The organism is Virgibacillus pantothenticus, from assembly GCF_018075365.1.
Taxonomy (GTDB): Bacteria; Bacillota; Bacilli; order Bacillales; family Amphibacillaceae; genus Virgibacillus; species Virgibacillus pantothenticus.
This window is the reverse complement of sequence record NZ_CP073011.1, coordinates 2743231-2763386: the sequence shown is the minus strand read 5'-3', so window position 1 is coordinate 2763386 and position 20156 is coordinate 2743231. Positions and strand designations below refer to the sequence as shown.

At 36.8% G+C, this 20156-nt stretch carries 19 protein-coding genes and 1 pseudogene; 15 read left to right on the top strand and 5 right to left on the bottom strand.

All coding sequences use genetic code 11. The features are described from left to right. The first annotated feature begins 396 nt into the window (after window positions 1-396). From KBP50_RS13025 to KBP50_RS13015, 3 genes are all read left to right on the top strand, one after another. Window positions 397-2010 (top strand): gamma-glutamyltransferase family protein, encoded by a 1614-nt coding sequence (locus tag KBP50_RS13025; RefSeq protein WP_050352171.1) that lies wholly within the window; start codon window positions 397-399, stop codon window positions 2008-2010. Between the two features lie 453 nt (window positions 2011-2463). Next, window positions 2464-3045, top strand: a complete 582-nt coding sequence (locus KBP50_RS13020) for a chromate transporter (protein ID WP_050352172.1) — start codon at window positions 2464-2466, stop codon at window positions 3043-3045. After that, entirely contained in the window at window positions 3042-3569 is a 528-nt protein-coding gene (locus KBP50_RS13015) for a chromate transporter (protein WP_050352173.1), read from the top strand. The genes KBP50_RS13020 and KBP50_RS13015 overlap by 4 nt, the downstream gene beginning before the upstream one ends. Window positions 3570-3832: 263 nt before the next feature. Here the strand turns inward: KBP50_RS13015 and KBP50_RS13010 are convergent, their stop codons facing one another. After that, window positions 3833-4621 carry an HAD family hydrolase gene (locus KBP50_RS13010; RefSeq protein ID WP_050352174.1) on the bottom strand — a complete coding sequence of 263 codons (789 nt, stop codon included), beginning with the start codon at window positions 4619-4621 and terminating at the stop codon, window positions 3833-3835. Window positions 4622-5131: 510 nt separating this feature from the next. Between KBP50_RS13010 and KBP50_RS13005 the strand changes: the two genes are divergently transcribed. Continuing rightward, window positions 5132-5344: a response regulator gene (locus tag KBP50_RS13005; protein ID WP_050352175.1), complete on the top strand. Its 213-nt coding sequence runs from the start codon at window positions 5132-5134 to the stop codon at window positions 5342-5344. 152 nt (window positions 5345-5496) lie between these two features. Continuing rightward, complete coding sequence (locus tag KBP50_RS13000) at window positions 5497-5781, top strand: hypothetical protein (protein WP_050352176.1); 285 nt, start codon at window positions 5497-5499, stop codon at window positions 5779-5781. Between the two features lie 96 nt (window positions 5782-5877). On the opposite strand, the gene KBP50_RS12995 is transcribed toward KBP50_RS13000, so the two are convergent. Further along, window positions 5878-6732: a CvfB family protein gene (locus tag KBP50_RS12995; protein WP_050353491.1), complete on the bottom strand. Its 855-nt coding sequence runs from the start codon at window positions 6730-6732 to the stop codon at window positions 5878-5880. Window positions 6733-7537: 805 nt separating this feature from the next. Between KBP50_RS12995 and KBP50_RS12990 the strand changes: the two genes are divergently transcribed. Together KBP50_RS12990 and KBP50_RS12985 are read left to right on the top strand one after the other, a co-directional pair. Beyond that, on the top strand, window positions 7538-8329 hold the full coding sequence (locus tag KBP50_RS12990) for an SDR family oxidoreductase (protein ID WP_050352177.1): 792 nt from the start codon (window positions 7538-7540) through the stop codon (window positions 8327-8329). A 7-nt stretch (window positions 8330-8336) separates the two neighbouring features. Next, the gene (locus tag KBP50_RS12985; protein WP_156875365.1) at window positions 8337-8474 is read left to right on the top strand and encodes a hypothetical protein; all 138 of its coding nucleotides are present in this window, start codon (window positions 8337-8339) and stop codon (window positions 8472-8474) included. Between the two features lie 228 nt (window positions 8475-8702). Here KBP50_RS12985 and ytaF read toward each other — a convergent pair whose 3' ends face one another. Next, a complete protein-coding gene (ytaF, locus tag KBP50_RS12980; protein WP_309245809.1) occupies window positions 8703-9302 on the bottom strand; it encodes a sporulation membrane protein YtaF in 600 nt (199 codons plus the stop codon). A gap of 283 nt (window positions 9303-9585) precedes the next feature. On the opposite strand from ytaF, the gene KBP50_RS12975 reads away from it, so the two are divergent. Next, entirely contained in the window at window positions 9586-11763 is a 2178-nt protein-coding gene (locus tag KBP50_RS12975; protein WP_050352179.1) for a DNA topoisomerase III, read from the top strand. A 75-nt stretch (window positions 11764-11838) separates the two neighbouring features. Here the strand turns inward: KBP50_RS12975 and KBP50_RS12970 are convergent, their stop codons facing one another. Beyond that, window positions 11839-12039, bottom strand: a complete 201-nt coding sequence (locus KBP50_RS12970; protein WP_050352180.1) for a DUF2188 domain-containing protein — start codon at window positions 12037-12039, stop codon at window positions 11839-11841. Window positions 12040-12525: 486 nt separating this feature from the next. Beyond that, a pseudogene (locus tag KBP50_RS12965) lies at window positions 12526-12600 on the bottom strand (IS200/IS605 family transposase); the annotation flags it as partial. A gap of 120 nt (window positions 12601-12720) precedes the next feature. On the opposite strand from KBP50_RS12965, the gene KBP50_RS12960 reads away from it, so the two are divergent. The 7 genes from KBP50_RS12960 to KBP50_RS12930 all read left to right on the top strand — a co-directional run bounded on the left by KBP50_RS12960 (window position 12721) and on the right by KBP50_RS12930 (window position 20010). Further along, a complete protein-coding gene (locus KBP50_RS12960) occupies window positions 12721-13260 on the top strand; it encodes an HXXEE domain-containing protein (RefSeq protein ID WP_236691419.1) in 540 nt (179 codons plus the stop codon). 188 nt (window positions 13261-13448) lie between these two features. Next, window positions 13449-14651, top strand: coding sequence for a M20 metallopeptidase family protein (locus tag KBP50_RS12955; RefSeq protein ID WP_128743443.1), 1203 nt, complete (start codon window positions 13449-13451; stop codon window positions 14649-14651). Window positions 14652-14808: 157 nt separating this feature from the next. Further along, the gene (locus KBP50_RS12950; RefSeq protein WP_050352183.1) at window positions 14809-15048 is read left to right on the top strand and encodes a ferredoxin family protein; all 240 of its coding nucleotides are present in this window, start codon (window positions 14809-14811) and stop codon (window positions 15046-15048) included. Between the two features lie 477 nt (window positions 15049-15525). Then, window positions 15526-17877, top strand: a complete 2352-nt coding sequence (locus tag KBP50_RS12945; RefSeq protein WP_050352184.1) for an RHS repeat domain-containing protein — start codon at window positions 15526-15528, stop codon at window positions 17875-17877. A 49-nt stretch (window positions 17878-17926) separates the two neighbouring features. Continuing rightward, window positions 17927-18799: a hypothetical protein gene (locus KBP50_RS12940; RefSeq protein WP_050352185.1), complete on the top strand. Its 873-nt coding sequence runs from the start codon at window positions 17927-17929 to the stop codon at window positions 18797-18799. A gap of 116 nt (window positions 18800-18915) precedes the next feature. Further along, window positions 18916-19332: a hypothetical protein gene (locus tag KBP50_RS12935; protein WP_050352186.1), complete on the top strand. Its 417-nt coding sequence runs from the start codon at window positions 18916-18918 to the stop codon at window positions 19330-19332. Window positions 19333-19494: 162 nt separating this feature from the next. Continuing rightward, window positions 19495-20010: a hypothetical protein gene (locus KBP50_RS12930; protein WP_050352187.1), complete on the top strand. Its 516-nt coding sequence runs from the start codon at window positions 19495-19497 to the stop codon at window positions 20008-20010. Window positions 20011-20156: the final 146 nt, after the last annotated feature.

Genomic DNA, 20156 nt, shown 5'->3' with positions numbered 1-20156 from the left:
TAGTTTAACAAAAACTGTTACCTAAGAAAATTATCTTGTAAAAGATGTTTAGCCTGTTTTATATCTAGTCTTTAGAGAGGGAGTTTTATAAACATTACTTCATAATAAAATATAATAACAAAATGAAAGTAGTTTATTTTATATGGTTGTATATTGGTTAATTTTTAATTTTAAAAGTTAATTTTTGTTTTTGATTAGTATTGACAACTGTGTAATTGTTTAATATCATTTATTTAATTTAAAGAAAATACAGAGATTTAGCTTCTAAAATGAATTTCGTTTTAAATTATTCCTACATATCAGTCTGGAAATGAACGTTAAAAATGGTGAGTCTATTTTTAAAAAATAGTAAGTATGAAAGTATCTAACTATCGTAGAAAAGGAGCTTCATTAACTATGGATTTTTTTCAAAATCAAACATACCCATATGCTGTCCCACGACAAGCTACATATGCACAGAAGGGTATGGTGGCAACCTCACAGCCATTGGCTTCACAGGTAGGTCTAGAGATATTAAAAAGAGGCGGAAATGCCATTGATGCTGCAATTGCAACGGCAGCTTGTCTGACTGTGGTGGAACCAACATCGAATGGGATTGGAGGTGACGCTTTTGCATTAGTTTGGACAAAAGGGAAGCTGCATGGTTTAAATGCTAGCGGGAAATCACCTAAAAAGATCTCCATTGAAGCTGTAAAAGCATTAGGATATGAGGAGATGCCAAAGTATGGCTGGGTTCCGGTTACGGTGCCTGGTGCTCCGGGAGCATGGGCTGAATTATCGAAAAGGTTTGGTAAGCTGCCATTTCAAGAAGTGTTACAGCCTGCTATTACCTATGCTAGAGAGGGTTTTCCGGTATCACCGATATTAAGCAGGTTCTGGAAAAGGGCTTATCAAGCTTATAAGCAGCATTTTACCGACAACATATTTCGAGAATGGTTTGCAACGTTTGCTCCTAAAGGGAGGGCACCTGTAGCTGGTGAATTATGGCATTCACCGAATCACGCTAATACGTTACAAAAAATTGCCGATAGTTATGGCGAATCTTTTTATCAAGGAGAATTAGCAGAGCATATCGCGCAATTTTCTGAACAAAGTGGTGGATTTTTAACTGGGCATGATTTAGCTAATTATCATGCAGAATGGGTGGAGCCAATACATGTTAATTACCGGGACTACGATATTTGGGAAATACCCCCAAATGGTCAAGGGATTATTGCACTTCAGGCACTCAATATTTTAAAGGGATTTCAATTTGTTGAAAAGGATTGTGTAGAGACGTATCATAAGCAAATTGAAGCTATGAAACTTGCATTTGCAGACGGTCAAAAGCATATAACTGAACCTCCATTCATGAGATATTCTGTGACTGAGATGCTAAGCGAGGAATACGGTGCAATTCGTAGAGAATTGATAGAAGATCACGCAATGCAACCACAAGCTGGGGAACCTGCACTTAGTGGCACGGTTTATTTAGCTACGGCTGATCGAGAAGGGAATATGGTATCATTTATACAAAGTAATTATATGGGATTTGGTTCTGGTTTGGTGGTACCAGGAACAGGTATTGCATTGCAAAACCGAGGGCATAATTTTACAATGGATAGCTCTCATGTAAATGCACTTGCTGGAGGTAAACGGACGTATCATACCATTATTCCGGGATTTATGACTAAAAAAAATCAGCCAATTGGTCCATTTGGGGTGATGGGAGGATTTATGCAGCCTCAAGGACATGTCCAGGTTATTATGAATACGCTTGACTTTCAATTGAATCCACAAGCTGCATTGGATGCCCCGCGCTGGCAATGGATGAAGGGTAAGCGAATAGAAGTGGAAGGTCGCTTTCCGCATCATATCGCGTTGGAATTAGCTGAAAAAGGGCACGAGGTTCAGATTCAGCTAGAGCCAAACAACTTCGGAAGAGGGCAAATTATTTGGAGGAACCCAGACACTGGTGTATTAGTTGGTGGAACAGAGTCGAGAACAGATGGCTCGATTGCGGCATGGTAATAGGAAAATAGGATAGCTTCAAGCGTCTACATCGTTGTAGCTAGCGCAATTTGGCGAGTAGCAAGCGCCTATATCTGTGTAACGAGCAAGGCTATGCGAATGATGAGCGCGTACGACTTGTATCGGGCGAGATTGCTCAAGTAGTGAGCACTTCGGATTTACGTATAGGTCACTTTTACCCCTCAAGTAACGGGAAGTGTTACGGTCCTTCATACTACGGGGCAACTCCAGTAGGATAAGTGGAAGACCCAGCTGCAAGTAAAATGTCCGATTCTGTTCACTGGGTATTAGAAAGGTTATACCTTTGCGACACTAACCATCAGTGAAGAGATCAAAAAAACTCCGATTGGTTGAAGTTTAATTATATCTAAAAAGTGCTTATTTTCTTCAACAGCGTTGCTTAGCCTGCTACGTTCGTTTGGGGGCACAATTTCAAAAAAAGGTACGTGAGATATGAAGTTACAATGGAATATTTTTATAGCTTTTTTTCGAGTTGGTATATTAGGCTATGGCGGTGGTCCTAGTTCGATTCCGCTCGTTCATAAAGAAGTAGTTGATAAGTATAAATGGATGAGTGATGAAGAATTTGGTGATTTGTTAGCACTTGGAAATACATTGCCCGGGCCTATTGCTACAAAGCTTGCTGGTTACATTGGTTACCGTGTTTCTGGTGTTCTGGGGATGCTTAATGCTGTATTAGCAACAACCTTGCCTACGATTTTTTTAATGATTTTGTTGCTATCTTCGCTTTCATCCATTAAGGGGTATGATTGGGTACAAGGAATGACAGCAGCAGTTATTCCAGTTGTTGGGGTCATGCTTGCGGTCTTGACATGGCAATTCATTCAAAAAGCTGGTAAAGGTATGGGGTGGCTTTCAACGATAATCATGTTAATTGCCGTCTTCATTTTGTTGGAAATATTGCATCTTCATCCAGGAATTCTCATTGGAGCATTGTTGATTTTGGCAATTATAAAAAAAGATGGTAAAAAAGAGGAAGCTCCCCTTTCTGAAAGAGATGGTGATTCTTCATGATTTATTGGGAAATATTTCTCGCTTTTTTTATTCCGGGAATATTAGGCTATGGCGGTGGTCCTGCTTCTATTCCACTTGTAGAAAATGAAGTCGTCTCTCGTTATGGGTGGATGGATGTGCAACAATTTAGTGAGGTTTTAGCGCTTGGTAATTCCTTGCCTGGACCGATTGCTACAAAAATGGCGGGGTATGTCGGGTATGAGGTCGGTGGACCACTAGGAGCATTCGTCGGTGTGTTTGCAACTGTAGCACCTTCATTACTTTTGATTATTATTTTACTAAGCATATTATATAAATACAAAGACTCTCCAAAAGTAAAACGGATGACACTGTACGTCAGACCAGTAATCGGGGTCCTGCTAGGGATTATGGCCTGGCGCTTTTTTAGTGAATCCTATGCTAATATAGGGTTTTTCCAAACAGCATTGTTAACTGTTGTCAGCTATTTATTGATGGAAAAGTTCAAATTACACCCAGCGTTTGTCATTGGTGGCGCATTAATTTATGGAGGCTTCCTGCTCTAGAAGACTCTTTATATTCTTCCATTAGACCCAGTTTTGAAAATGTTGTGTAAACAAAGCGGAGTTCAAGTCCTAGCTTTGAAAATACTGTGTACACAAAGTGGAGTTATTTGGAGCAAAGTCAGATAGGATGCTAGTATCGTTATTGAAATCAGAAGGGGAAACATCAAGCACTTCGATTCTTACAGGCAATTACCACTTTAACAGTATCTATAAAAGAACACATTCTGTGGTTCATATCGCCTTCCACGGAATGTGTTTCATTTTTATTTTACGAGTTGAAGCTGTTTAAGTCCGTTATAAATACCAGAGTCTTCTACAGAGGTAGTTCGATGTTTGGCATAAGCAAACAACTCTGGATTGCTGTTCCCCATTGCAAAGCCCTCTCCTACCACTTGTAGCATTTCTTTATCATTCATTCCATCACCGAAAGCAATCGCTTGTTCAGGTTGAATAGCCAAATATTGGAGCACTTTTTTGATTGCTTCTCCTTTATTGACTTGTTGACGAATGATGTCATAGCAGTTAGAAATCCCATTTACGATTACTTCCGACAAATGAAAGTCTGGATCTAAGCTTTCATAAGCTTGTACTTGGTTAGGTTGGACATTGATAATGGATGAGCCAAGGATTTGATTATGAACGTTTTCTGTTAAGAGATGATTATCTTTTAACTGAAACACTTCAGCAAATTCTCGGGTTACAGGGCTTGATAGTGAAGTAAAATAGTTTTTGTTTTTCGTATAACAAACTAATTCGTGGTTACTTTGTTTAGCTAGAGCTAGAAATTGTTCGAATGTATCTTGATCCATTGGTTTATCTACAAGAATGTTGTTTTCATATTGCGCATATGCACCATTGTAGCCTATGAACCCATCTACGCCTAATTCTTCCCCTAGCTCTGTCACTTCATGTAATGGTCTTCCAGTGCAAATAAAAACAAGTATACCTTGCTTCTGTACTTGCTGGATGGCGTCTTTTGTAGAAGGGGTATACGTATGATCCGGTGTTAAAATTGTTCCGTCAATATCCAAGAACAGTGTTTTGTATGTCATGATAAGCAGATTTCTCCTTTATGGGTTTTTAGAGACCTCATCCCATCTATTATCGAAACGAATTTAGTATTTGTCAACCAATTTAAGAACTGCCGTATAAGAGGAGAGTGATTTGCAGGAAGAGCTTAGAATTACAGGCTAGTTAGTCGTTAATTTTAAAGCTATCATAAAGTAAATTGTTAATTTTTTTAATAAAAAGAAAATAAGTTGTTTTTGTATTATAATAGTTATAAAGCCACACCTAATTTTTGCAGATTCATAGTTCAATGTTGTAGTTAAACAAGTATATTCTGTTTACAGCCTGTATTTAAAGGGATGGGGTGAGCAAGTGGCAGGTGAGAAAATTTTATTAGTTGATGATAATTTAGACATGCTGGAAGTGCTCGGACTTTATTTGAAAAATAACGGGCTTTCAGTAACTAGCTCATGATGGCGAACAGGCCATTCACGCTATGGTAGACGAATCGACGCCCCATTTAATTGTGTTGGAAGTGATGATTCCTCATTTAGATGGGTATGAATTTTGCCAAGTTATACGTAAAAACAGAAGTTCCCATTTTATTTCTTAGTTCGAAGGAAGAGGAAATGGATCAAATTTTAGGACTTGGAATCGGTGAGGATAACTTTATTTCAAAATCAATTAAGTATGAGATTAACTGCAAGTCAAATGGTGATTCTGTTTACCGAATAATCAATGGGGGATTAAGGACCTCCACTGATTGAAGTTTCACCCTGCATATTGAAATAAAACAGTGAAAAGAATATTTTAAAAGCACTTTATGAAAACGCCTTCGAAAAATAGCCGGACTTATTGACTTTATATCTGTTCAATTGTAGACTATATTCAGCAGCTATTTATGTATGAGGTGAGAGAAATGTTTCAATCGGTGCTTACAATTGGTGCAATATTAGTAGTAGCAGTAGTTGTGCTTAGTCTGATACTACTAAAGGCGACATCAAAGGAGAGCTATACAGGCTACTTTCCTGGAATTGTAATTGGGCTTGCAGGGTTAGTATTGCTTATGTTAGCTGCCGCAATCGATAAAGTAGAAATTATGGGCGCTGGTTTAGGGGGATGGGGCATTGCATCATTATTTGCTGCAGCGATTGGCCTCATTATTACAGCGTTGACAGACACTTTTGCACATGCAAAAGCATAACAAAAAAGAGCGGGGAAATCCGCTCTTTTTTGCACTATAGGAAAGCATTACTGAGCAAATAATAGCGTTTGTGCAAATGGATGATATTGTTTTCAATCATTTACACAAATACGTATATCCGTCTCGTTGTTCGATCTTTCCCTCTTTCATCAACTTGCCGATGGCGCGCTTAAAAGCTGCTTTACTAATTTGAAAAGTGGCTCGTATCTCTTCCGGATCGCTTTTATCACTAAAAGGGATAACCCCATCATTTGCTTGGAGATGTTCCATAATTTGCGTTGCGTCTTCATGCATGCTGTCTTGTTTTCTAGGACGTAAGGAAATATTCAACGTACCATCATCCTTTACTTCAATGACCCTTCCTTCCACATACTCTCCTAGACGAGGTTCTTGCTTTCGTTCCGTATAATGGATAAAACCACGATAATCATCTGGCGTAATAATTGCAGTACCTTCTTTACTTGTGAAATACACCGTGCCAGAAATAGAGGTGTTCCACAAATCTTCCGGAGCGAATTCAATTTCTCTTGAAATAACTTGCTCTGTTGCAGGAATAGCAAGCAATCTGCCTTTTTTGTCTCTTCCCAAAGTAACATATAGTTGATCACCGATTTGTGGCCATACTTTTTCGTACAGTGGAAGGTCGTCTTTCGAAACAAGCACGTCCTTGGATGTACCGATATCAACAAACACGCCAAGGTTTGGAATTACATCCTTAACGGTGCTCCAACCATACACATCCATTACTATTTGCGGAAGCTGTGTAGTTGCTACTACGTTTCCTTTTTTATCAGTATATAGAAACACATCTATTTCTTGATCAGGTTTTAACTCGCAATTTGCCTCTCGATGATGTAGTAAAATTTCGTGTTGTCCATATCTTAATACATAACCAGTGTCAATGATTCGCTCAACAGTCATGTTTTGAATAGTTCCAGTTAGTTGATTCATCTTTTTAAATTCCTTCTTTCTATGTATTGGAAAAGGGGTACCCATCTTAGAGTACCCCTTATACTGCAAAGTAACACATAAGTCATATTATTACTCGACATACATCGAGTGAGAAATCCATCTTATCTTCAAGTGCTTTTGGATAGCCGTAGAGATGTTTAATAAATCACTATCCAATTAGCAAAACATACTAATAAGCTTAGACTCCATAGAGTATGGTGCCCAACTCAAATTAATTGTTACCTAATTAATACATTTTCATATTTATTCGAATTTCAACTATAACCGCGGTAAACTTTCCACTGGGTGTCCTCTAACTTAAACAACGTAAGCCCTACCTGCTCTTACGTCCTTGCGACCCCGAAGCCGCGCCAGTGTGAATAAGCATGGTCAAAAACATAGTAGAATGCCAATACTTATTTGTTACTTCGTCTACTAATTAAATAATTATATCATAGTATGATTTTTATGTCAAACAATAAAAGCGGTCAAGCAAATGTTTTTGGCCACTGCTACGAGCTGATGTAATATTATAAAAACACATAGTGGGAAATAAAGTTGAAAGTAATATTATTTATTTTATGATTCATGAAGAAAGTAACATCGGTAAATATTTTGTATAGTGAGATTAAGGGAAAGGAATAGCAATTTAGCTAGACCGATATGAATCGTAATCTTTCGTGATGAAGGAAAAAAATGGATTGGTACGGGTGAAAGCTTATAAAAGAGATCATCAGAGGTTGACAATACGTGCTAAGAAAAAGCGTGTAGGAACTTTAAATGATATTGAAAAGGAGCATTATAAATGGATATGAATTTGAAAAACAAAACAGTGTTAGTTACTGCTGGAAGTAAAGGGTTAGGGAAAGCAATCGCCACGGAGTTTGCTAAAGAAGGGGCAGTTGTTTTTATTAGTAGTCGCAATAAAGAAAACTTGGAGGATGCCGTTAAAGATATTAAAGAAGCAACTGATAATCCGAATGTGGATTATTATGTTTGTAATATGAAAGATCCTAATACCATTAAACAAATGATCAGTTCCATTGTAGAGGGGCATGGTGGTATCGATGTACTCATTAATAATGCGGGTGGACCACCAGCAGGAAGTTTTCTCGAAATGGATGATGACAAATGGTATCATGCTTTTGAATTAAACCTGCTCAGCTTTGTGCGAACTATACGCGAAGTTATTCCACATATGAAACAGCAAGGGAGCGGAAGAATTGTCAACATCGCTTCTTCTTCCATCAAACAAGCACTTGATAACCTCGTACTATCAAACACGATGCGACCTGGTATTGTAGGGCTTTCGAAAACGTTAGCACAGGAATTAAGCGCAGATAATATTTTGATTAATACGGTTGGTCCCGGTTCTGTAAAAACAGATCGAATTCTTGATTTAAACAAGAAAAAGGCAGAAAAACTGGAATTGTCAGCTGAAGAAGTTATGGCGAAAGCAGAACAAAATATTCCAATGAAGCGTTACGGTAAACCAGAAGAATTTGCCAAAGCTATAGTATTCCTAGCCTCAGGAGCAAATACGTATATTACAGGTCAATCTTTAATTGTAGATGGTGGGCTTGTAAAAGCATTATAACCCAAACGTGATCAATCACCAAAGCGGACAAGTCGAAGTGAAAAAGTTACGCACCAAAGTGGGCAAGTCGCGCGCCGAAGTGAAAAAGCCGATCACCGGAGTGGGAGAGTCGCGCATCGAAGTGAAAAAGTCGATCGCGGTGTAGCAAAGTCGTGCATCGAAGTGAAAAAGTTGCGTACCGAAGCGAGTGAGTCGCACACCAAAGCCAGAAAATGTAGCGTTCAAATCGGAAATCGAACCAAAGATGAAGCCACCAGCATGGAAGCAATAAATAACATAACTACATAAGGCGTTTCCCTAGAAATGAAAGAACCTTTTAACGGAAAAGGTTCTTTCATTTTTTGCATATATTGTTAATGTGCTAACAGTTTACTCAATGTATTAAATTAGAAATGCCTAGTGTAATCAGTAATAGCGGTGGAAGGAAGGTCAGTTGTTGCATATGCTTGCTTTTAATTAGTAATCTCCCTGCTGATAAGCCGAAGAATAAGAAGATACCGCTCATACAAGCGATCAATATAGCAGTTACTATTGGTTCATAGCCAAGCATAGATGCACCAATACCTGCACCAAAAGCGTCTAACGCTAAGGCTAAGCCAAGCAACACGGCTTCACCGGGTGAAATCGTGCCGGAACGATCTAAATCAGCCTTGTCAGGTGTCGATAAAACAGTGGCCAGTATATTTTGTTTCCGGTCCTGATTTTGTTTAGCTAGGTTAGGATTAGAACGTAAACAGTTTGTGAAAGCAAAACCACCCAATATGATTAAAATACTTCCTCCAAGCGTGCTGGCGATATCTGGAGTAAGGACTGAAAGAAACATACTGCCGATTGTCATGGATACGAATACGATTACCCCAGAACATATCATAATAATGAGTAAGGCATTGAAAGGAACTCGAATGTTACGCATGCCATAAACAATCCCTGCGCTAAAGCTGTCTAAGCTTACGGCAATAACTAATAGTATCAAACCAGTATAAAATAGCATAGCATCAATTCCTTTGCGTTGTTCTAAAATATTGTATGTAGCTGGTTATTTGTTGTGCGTATCCAACTTATGGACAAAGGTAAAAATTCACTATCGCTGTTTTCCATTTCTAGACAAACTGTGATTTTTAGTCAAAATGCACACGAAAAATATATAACGTAATATTAAATTTTTTCTTCTTCCATTCAACATATATTCGCACGATTACAGAAAGTTCCTTTTGTGTTATGATGATAGCTAGGTAACGTTAGAGAGGATTTTATATATGAGTAAAATAGTAGTTTTAGCAGAAAAGCCTTCTGTCGGGCGAGATATTGCCCGGGTATTGCATTGCAATAAAAAAGGGAACGGCTTTATGGAAGGTTCTAAATATATTGTTACGTGGGCTCTAGGGCATCTTGTAACCCTAGCAGATCCTGAAGTTTATGATTCAAAATATAAAACGTGGAAACTAAACGATCTGCCTATGCTTCCGAAACAGCTGAAGTTAACCGTTATTAAAAAAACAGGTAAGCAATTTCAAACGGTAAAAACACAGCTTCTTCGAAAAGATGTTGGTGAAATTGTCATCGCTACAGACGCAGGAAGAGAAGGGGAGTTAGTAGCACGTTGGATATTGGAAAAAGCAAATGTAAGAAAACCTGTTAAACGATTATGGATTTCATCCGTAACTGATAAAGCGATCAAAGACGGATTTAAGCAGTTAAAGCCAGGTAAACAATTTGAAAATTTATATGCTTCCGCCGTTGCAAGATCTGAGGCTGATTGGTATGTAGGACTGAACGCGACAAGAGCGTTAACGACAAAATTTAACGCACAGCTATCCACTGGTCGAGTCCAAACACCGACCCTTGCGATGGTAGCCACAAGGGAAGAAGAAATAAAAGCTTTTCAGCCAAAGACATTTTACGGAATTGAAGCAAAAACTAACAAAGGCTTTTCTCTTTTTTGGCAAGATAATAAAAACAACAGGCGCCTTTTTTCTAGGCAAACAGCCGAAAATATAGTACAGAAAGTTTCAAGCAAATCATTGCAGGTTGTGCATGTTGAGAAAAATTATAAGAAAAAATCTGCACCGCAATTATATGATTTAACCGAATTACAGCGCGATGCAAACCGTATTTTTCAATTTTCCGGTAAGCAGACGCTGTCCATTATGCAAAAATTATATGAACAGCACAAAGTACTAACCTATCCGAGAACGGATTCGCGTGTCATTTCAACAGATATTGTGTCTACGATAAAAGATCGAGTAAAAGCATGTGGAGTAGATACTTATGCTCGTCATGCCAATAAAATTTTACGAAAAGACTTGAAGCTATCCAAATCGGTTGTTAATAATGCAAAGGTGACAGATCACCATGCCATCATCCCTACTGAACAAGCAGTCATTCTCGCAGACTTAAATGATAAAGAACGAAAAATCTATGATTTAGTAGTGAAACGATTTTTAGCAGTCTTATCTGACCCGTATGAATACGAACAAACGACAGTCATTACTGAAGCAAATGGAGAGAAATTTACAGCAACTGGAAAGATTGTTAAGAAAAATGGCTGGAAGGAGTTGTATCAGCGCAACTTCGCTGACGATTTGGATGAAGAGGAACAGCAATTACCAGCGCTTGAAAAAGGGCATCAGCTTGATTCTGTTCGCTATACTTTAACACAAGGTGAAACAAAACCGCCGGAAAGGTTTACAGAAGGCTCGTTATTACAAGCAATGGAAAATCCTATTCGTCATATGAATACGTACGATAAAAAGGTAGCCCATACGTTAAAAAACACCGGTGGAATTGGCACAGTCGCTACACGTGCAGATATTATTGAAAAGTTATTTAATAGCATGTATATGGAACTGAAAGGGAAGCATATTTATTTAACATCAACGGGGAGACAGTTGCTCGATCTGGTACCTGAAGATTTACGATCTCCTGCCTTGACCGCTGAATGGGAGCAAAAGCTTAGTCAAATTGCGGAAGGAAAATCAAAGAAAGAACAATTTATTTCCGAAATCAAAGGGTACACAAAGCAAGTGGTCCAGCAAATTAAAACAAGTCGGGAAAAATTCAAGCACGATAACATGACAGGCACCAAATGCCCTAATTGTGGGAAACTAATGCTTGAAATATCGAATAAAAAAGGCAGGATGCTCGTTTGTCAGGACCGTTCATGTGGCCATAAAAAGAATATTGCCAAACAAACGAATGCTCGTTGTCCTAACTGTCATAAACGCCTTGAACTTCGTGGAGAAGGCGAAGGACAAATCTTTACTTGTAAATGTGGTCACAGAGAGAAGTTATCCACATTTCAAGCAAGAAAACAACGAGAGCAGAAAAATAATGTTTCAAGGAAAGAAGTTAACAAATACTTAAAAAAACAGGATGACGGGTTTGCAAATAATGCTTTAGCTGAACAGTTGGCAAAATTAAAATTAAAAAAATAAATACAAAGTGAAAAAACCTTGTGATAAAAATAATCACAAGGTTTTTTGACTCTAAAAAATGTGCATTCTATTTGCTTATTTATACCGTTTTTCTTCTAACACCTGATGGAATTTATCTAGTATTTGTACTTTGCTAGGTCGATTTTCATCTGCCATTTGTTCAGCAGCTTTAATAGCATCATCTTTCGCTTCGTATAATTCTTCCGGTGCTACATCCTCTAACTTTACAAACCATCCTGTGGCATCTACGTTTGGCGTTACACTATATGTTCGCATGAATAAAACTCCTTTTCGAAAGATTTTGTAGTTGTAACAAAAATTAGCTATTGTTATTTTTTCTAATGAAGGAAAATTGCCAAGTCCCACTAAAAATTCTCACAGGTTACAAAAAATACTTTTTTCTAAAGAACGAAGTCTAAATAAAGCAAGAATACTTGAACTAAACATACTAAAAAAAGTTTCGTTTGGTATTTGTATCCGCAGCCTTCATCCCACTTAATTTTGCATATGAGTAAAGTTCCATTGACATAGAGTTTTTATGTTGGATCGTATTAAAGACATTCCCATAATTGTTACTCTATAAACGTTTTAGATGAATGTTGCTCGGCTTAAATAATAATCAGTCATATTTTCATTCTTGCTGAAAATGATGGACACTTCTTTAGGAGCGATAACTTTTAAATAGTCATTATCCTAACTATGCTAAAATAAATAGTAACTGATTTTTTAACAAATGAAAGTAACAGTGAAAAATCCGAATTTTCTTCGATACTTCACGACTAACGCGAGATGGTAATACATCGAGAACACTGAATGATTATTACTGTCCAATTCCATTGTTATATCACCCCTTATACTTTATCAAACTGATTATACTATGTTGAACAAAAAGGGAAAAAAAGCCGTTGGGCTACGCACTTCACACGCTTGAAGAGGGAGACTTCTTTCGAAAGTACGTTGAAAAACAATAGACTCATTGGAGGGATAAAAGTGGACATTCATGTATTGATATTGACTTTTTTAATTATTTTTATGCTCCATAACTTAGAGGAGATTATAACAATCGAAAGGTGGTTTAAAAATACTTATCCCCGACTTAGAGGTCGGATTCCTGTGCTTGTTCAAAAAGTAATTGACAACTTTAGTAATATCACAGCTGCACAGTTTGCGGTTGCTGTTTTAATGATATCGTTGGTTGCATCCTTGTTACTTATAATAACAGTAACGACACAGTACTATTTTTTATTTTTAGGGTTAAACATGCTCTTTGCTCTTAATATTTTTACTCATCCGATTCAAGCAATCTTATTAAGGTGCTATACGCCTGGGGTTTGGACGACTTTATTATTGATTTTGCCTTACAATATAATATTTTTTTATCACTTCTATATAGAAGGTTTACTAACAATAAACATGATTTTAAGTGGATTAGTAGTAATGGTTCTATGTATGCCATTTGTGTTTCTTGGTCATAAAATCGCAGAGAAGTGGAAATAAATTTCTAAAAATATTAGCTTATTTTATCCCGTATATCGGTGTTGTTTATAAGTTTGGATTTCATAATGACTTTGTCTGTTAAAGAATAATTTTCCAAATTACTCTCGCGTTCTGTTTAAAATTTTCAAAAAAGTAAACCTATGCTAAAATACGTATATTATTAAAATATTAATAAAATGGAGGGAATAATGAAAAATACACATGTAGCTCAAGAAGTAAAAAAAATTGAAAAACTAGTACCATTCATGCGTAGATTTTTACATCAATATCCGGAATTAAGTAACGAAGAGGAAAGGACGTCCGCTTTTATTCAAGATAAATTACATGAGTTTGGAATTCCTTTTGAAATTGGGTATGCAAAATACGGAGTTTTAGGTATTATTCATGGAAAATCGCCAGGAAAAACAGTGGCGCTGCGAGCTGATATGGATGCGCTGCCCATTCAAGAATTAAACGATCACCCGTATCGATCAACATATAAAAACAAGATGCATGCTTGCGGTCATGATGCACATATGGCGATGTTATTAGGAGCAGGCTATGTTCTCAAGCATTTACGGGAGGAATTTAATGGAACTGTGTTACTCGTGTTTCAGCCTGCGGAAGAAGACGCTCCAGAGGGAGGAGCACAACGACTGTTAAATGACGGAATTTTCTATCAATATGTTCCGGATGTCATCTACGGTCAACATGTATGGTCTGATTTACCAGTTGGACAAATTGGTGTGAGAGATAAAGAAATGATGGGGGCATCGGATAGGTTTGAAATTACGCTTACTGGAATTGGTGGTCATGCGAGTATGCCACATCAAACGACGGATGTAATGGTGACGCTAGCACATATTATTACGAGTCTGCAAACAATCGTAAGCCGAAGCCTAGATCCTTTGGAGGCTTCGGTTGTAACCATAAGTAAAATAACTGGCGGTGAGGCAGCAAATATCATTCCAAATCAAGTAAAAGCGGAGGGTTCCATTCGTACCTATGCACCATCCATACGTACTCGGTTGAAGGAACGCTTTTTTAAGATTATCAATCAAATTGCCGAAGCTTTTGATGTGAAAGCAGATATTATTTATCAAGATGGCTACCCCGCTACGATTAATAACCCAAAATGGGCGGCTGTAGCAAGGCAAACAGCGAAGCAAATAAACGCAGACACCCCAGAAGTAAACCCTTCTTTAGCAGGAGAAGATTTCAGTAGATTTTTAGAAAAATTCCCTGGAGCTTTTATTTGGCTAGGTACGCAATTAGATGATGCAACCAAACAAGCCCCATTACATGATGCGCGTTTTCAAATCAATGAATGTGCTCTTCCTATTGGCACATCCTTTTTAGCCCAATTAGCCATTAATACATTACACCATTTGGAAGAGCAATCAAATAACTAGGATATAACAATAATGGGATGACCTATGGAGGCGGGTTCAGAGTTCAAAGCTCTGAATCTAAAGTTTTTTCCTTAAGCTGTTTACTTGCAATGATGGTCTCGTGTATCATTAAATAAGAAGTAAGCTTGGTTTAATGATATAAGGGAGGTTAATATAGATGGCTTTTGTTATTTTAGATCCTTGCCGAGGGGAGAAATCAGGCGAATGTGTTAGCGTTTGTCCTGTTGATTGTATAGAGGAAGGTCCAGATCAATTTTATATCGATCCAGACGTTTGTATTGATTGCGGTGCTTGTAAAGCAGTTTGCCCTGTTGATGCAATCGAGGAAGAATATGATCTAACTGCAGAGCAAGAAGTATTTTTAGAAAAAGCAGAAGAATTTTTTGCAAATAGATAAAGAAGAACAAAATGGGCTTATTTCCAAATGGAGATAAGCTTTTTTGTTTTCCTATGGGAAAGTATAAAATTGTAGGCTTTATAGTATAAGAAAAACTACAGCGTTCGCTAAAGACTTGGCGATAAGCCGAGTTTTTTAATCTGGCATTTTAAACATAGCGTAGTCATAGTTAATGAGACTTTTTTGTTACATATTTCATACATCAGGAAACCCGTTTCTACATGATTTATGAAAAGAAGCGTTGTTTAGTTTTAAGCACTTATGCTGCTAGCAAACTCGCGCTTACACGTTGTTGTCTAGCTTATGCGCTCAGCAAGTTTTTATCCCGAATGTAAGGTGCCGTAAGACTCCACTTTAAGAGCCTTTAGTTGATACAAAAGGTCTAAGTGGGAGAAAACGACATCTAAATGCCCGATTGGTTCAGAGGCCTTTAGGTCATACCCTTGTGGTACTAACATTCAGTAGGAGATGTACTGAATGAGGTACCGCGCAGCTGTTTATATCCAGCCTACAAAGGTGGTACAATCGGTTGAAATTTACACGACATTTAAAGGAGATAATGCTGGGACAGTATGGTTTGATTCGATTCGTCTGATTGAAGGAAATATCCTTTCTTCAATAGTGTATGATGAGAAGAAAAACTACGCAGAAACAGTAACAGATGTCTTAAATCGGAAAACACAGAGCAAATACGATGAAGTAGGAAATCTTATCCAAGAAACCGATGCGAAAGGTCATAAGAAAACTTATACGTATGATGCCAATGATGAGTTGAAAAAGGTAGACTTGCCAAACGCATCCACGGTTTCCTATGATTATGATAAAAATGGAAACAATACAAAGAAAACAATTGGTGTCGGTGAGAAAAAACAACTATTTTCCTATGCATATGATGAAGATAATAAAGTTACATCGGTCGTCGATCCATTGAATCATAAGACCAGTTATGCGTATGATGATAATGATAATTTAGTAGAAACAACTTCACCAAACGGACAAGTCATTAAAAATACGTATGATCAGGCAGATCGCATCGATAAAATCTATTATAATAATGTCCTTGCATTTGAATTTGTTAAAGATAAAAATGATAACGAAACAGTCATTGTTGATAAACGCAACCAGCTGAAAAAAGAACAAGGATTTGATGCGAAAAACCGCATGACCAGCCAAGTCATGAAGAAAAATAATGACACCATCGGAACGGTAACTTGGAAATACCCGAATGATTCCGATAAGCTGGAATCAACGAAATTTTCACATGGCGGAACAGAGCAAACGACCAGTTACTCGTATAATAAACTAGAACAAAACACCGCCGTTAAAAACAACCAGCGTACATTCCGACTGGATTATGATGAGTTAGGTAATGTCACAACCTATTCGCCAGACAACGGTGTTGGAACGACCTATGTATATGATCGAGCTGGACAAGTTATTTCCATGTCAACCAACAAAGCAGAGTCAACAGGGGAAATGACAACCATTATCGATGAAACTTACACCTATGATGCAAACGGCAATCGTACCGAGGTTCTTTCCCATAACGGAAAGAAAGAGACATTTGCGTATGACCAGATGGATCAATTAATCCGGGAAACAAAGAAGGATGGCTCCGTCAACGAATATAAGTATGATGGATTTGGCAATCGAATCTATCAAAAGATTAGCAACAAGGAAGCTGTTACATCCACTTACAATATACAGAATCAGCTAACAGCCTATGGAAAAGAAACCATCAAATATGACCAAAATGGGAACCGAATAGAAGATGGTACGTATACGTATGAATGGAATGCAGCTGATCAACTCGTAGCTGTCACGAAAAAAGGAGAAAGTACCCCGTTTGCAGAATACAAATATGATGACGACGGGAGAAGAATTCAAAAGAAAGTAAAAGGTACCATCACCAACTACATCTATGATGGGGACAGCCTGAATGTCTTGTATGAAACAAATGCCAAAGATCAAGTACAGCGCTCTTATGTTTACAGTGCGGAAGGTCAATTACTAGCACTGAACAAGCATAACGGGAATGAAGTATCGGATACCTATACCTATCATTACAACCCGCGTGGTGATGTGATTGCTTTAACCGACCAATCAGGAAATGTTGTTGCAAGCTACGAATATGACAGCTGGGGTAACCCATTGGAGTCAAAGCGAACCGGAATAGCACTGGAGAATCCATTCCGTTATGCAGGCTATCATTATGACGAGGAAACAGGCCTTTACTATTTAATGGCAAGATATTACCACCCAACCCACGGTGTTTTCTTATCATTAGATCCTGATCCCGGTGATGACGATGATACTCTGACGCAAAACGGGTATACGTATGCGAATAATAATCCGGTGATGCTGGTAGATCCGGATGGTGAATGGGCGTGGGTCGCTGTTAATGCAGGTTTTGCAGCTTATAGAGGATATAAAGCTTATAAAGCAGGAAAAAGCAAAAAACAAATTGCTTGGGCAGTAGCATCTGGATTTGGTCCGGGAAGATATTTTAAGGGAGCTAAGCGAGTATATCGATTTGCGAAGAAAGTAAATAGCTGGTCTAATAAGAAAACTTGGAAGCACATAAAAGAAAGACATGGTTCTAAATCAAAAATCTCGGGTAAAGGAAAGTTTAGAAGTAATAGAACGATGAAACGAACAACTAGAGCAACCGCTAGAACAAAAGCTGCTCGTAAAGGTAGATATAATAGAACTATTCATGAGAAAACTTTCAAAAAGTATGTAGGAAGAAATGGAAATGGGAAAAAAACAAAGAGAGTTCGGGTCATACGAGACAGAAACGGTCGAATAGTTACAAGTTTTCCTTATTAGTTGTATAGTTAAAAATTAAAAGGACTAAACCTTTTAAAAAGGAGTTAATATGGAATACATTTCATTTCAACACTTTAATTACTTAGATGGAAGAATAGAAGAGTATCACATTAAAAAGATATTTCCTGATCAAAATAAAAATATACTTTTATTAGCAAGAGATAAGGAGAAGAAATTAAAAATTTTACTAAACAGATATGGAAATTCAAAGTTTGAAGATTTTTCTTTCCCTAATGGTACAGAAATTAAAAATTTGCACAGTTTACATCTTATGCAGTCAGGAACTTTGTTAATGATTCATCAAAGAAAAATTCAGGATGATAAATATTACGCAACTATTTTCCAACCAGATGGATATATTTCAAATCAGTTTTATGTAGGTAAGTGCATTTCAGATTGTCAAGTAGATCATAAAGATAACATTTGGATCAGTTATGGTGATGAAGAAATCTTTGAGACAAATTCGATAGGGGAAAATGGAGTTGTAGCATTTGACGCTAAAGGAAAAATCATTTTTGATTCATTTGATCAATTTGTATTAGAAGGAAAAGTGCCACCTATTGATGATTGTTACGCAATCAATGTGAAGAAGAATGATGTTTTTCTATTTTATTATTCGGATTATCCAATAGTACAGTTTGAAGGAGAAATTTTAAAAAATATATGGCAAGCGGATATCTTAGAAAATTGTAGTGATGTTATGGGATTTGCTGTTAGCAATAAGTATGCATTATTTGCAGATAGTTCAAATAAGTTAAAGCGTTTTTCATTTAGTGATCAGTCTTTGGTGGAAATACAGGCTTTAAATGAAGATAAGGAGAATTTAAGTTATTCACATTGTTTTGGAAGAGGATCAGTATTGTTTTTACAGGAAGGAGAAAAATTATATTTTAAAGATTTGGAAGATGAAAACCACGATTAACCATTTTGTATTTCATCAAAGAATCAATCCGAGAATCCGCATAAAAAAGTTTATAATGCCCGCAATTGAAAAAGGAAAGGCGGACATTCTTCCTATTAAAGAAAGGAATTAACTACATGTGTTATTTTATTACTTTTGGATTAGACAGGGAGATACCGAATGAATTAATAACCGATTTTGAAATAAAAAATATTTCTGTTGAAAGGATATTTGATAACAAATCTGCACGTGTTTTTAGTAGCAAATATAAATATGTTTATATAGTCACAACTGGAATGTGTTCTTGTGACTTTTTAAAAAAAACGAGTAGTGAAAAAAAGTTTAACGTATATATATCTTTTTTAAAAACACTTTTTCAAATTTTGATAGATAAAGGATATCTCATTAGCTTTTATTTTCATATGTATTCAGGAATGTATGGAGAAGAAGATTTGCCAATTTTGCCAGTAACTAAGATGAAGGCACATGATTTTATTTCTAACCTACAAAATCTTGAAGAAGATGTTTTATATGTGACCAATAAATATATATGATTTTTAGGGAAAAGCAGCAATGAGTTTAAATATTTCAACATGTTGAAGAGTATTATTAGGTAGGAGGTTTTTCCAATATTTATACGTGATTTTGTTGAAATAATCCGATTACAGAATGAACTAAAAAAGGAAGTATATATAGAAGCATGTTTTCCTTATAACGTGTTTAAGCATTTTGATAAACCTTTTCTGTTTGAAGAATTTGATTGGTGGTTGTCAGATAAATCATGGCCCCTTTTAAAAGAAATAGCAAACTACTATCAAGATAAATATATTCTCATTGCACCGTTAGACCATAAAAAGGACTTGAAGAAATTTTATAAAAGGTTTGGTTATGTATACTGGGCAAAAGTGCCTTTAACAGCAACAAAAGAAGATTATTTGAATCTTCTTGTTCAAAGCCCTAAGGAAGAAGAAGGATACGATATCATGACCCTTTCTTCAAAGGTCATCATAGCATCTTCTTCGTTAAAATGGATAGTCTATGCTGAAAGAGGAGCAGAGATAGGTGTTTTATCAGGTAACTATTTTAACGAAGTAATGAAAAAATTGGATAACATAAAAACAATGCAACCATTTGATGATGTTATCGAGTCGACATCAGTAACATTTTATAACAAAGAACAATTTCTTGATTTTAAGCATTTGTTGGTGAAGAACTATAAAATTTATAAATAAAAGCGGATGAAAAGAATTCATCTAAAAACTTCCAATAAAAGAGCAAAGATTTGATGGAACTTAAAAATATGAACAAATTTAGAGAAATTAGAGCTTATAAAAGGAAGCATAGAATCTTTAAAAGGTTTGCAGAAGTAAAAAATAAA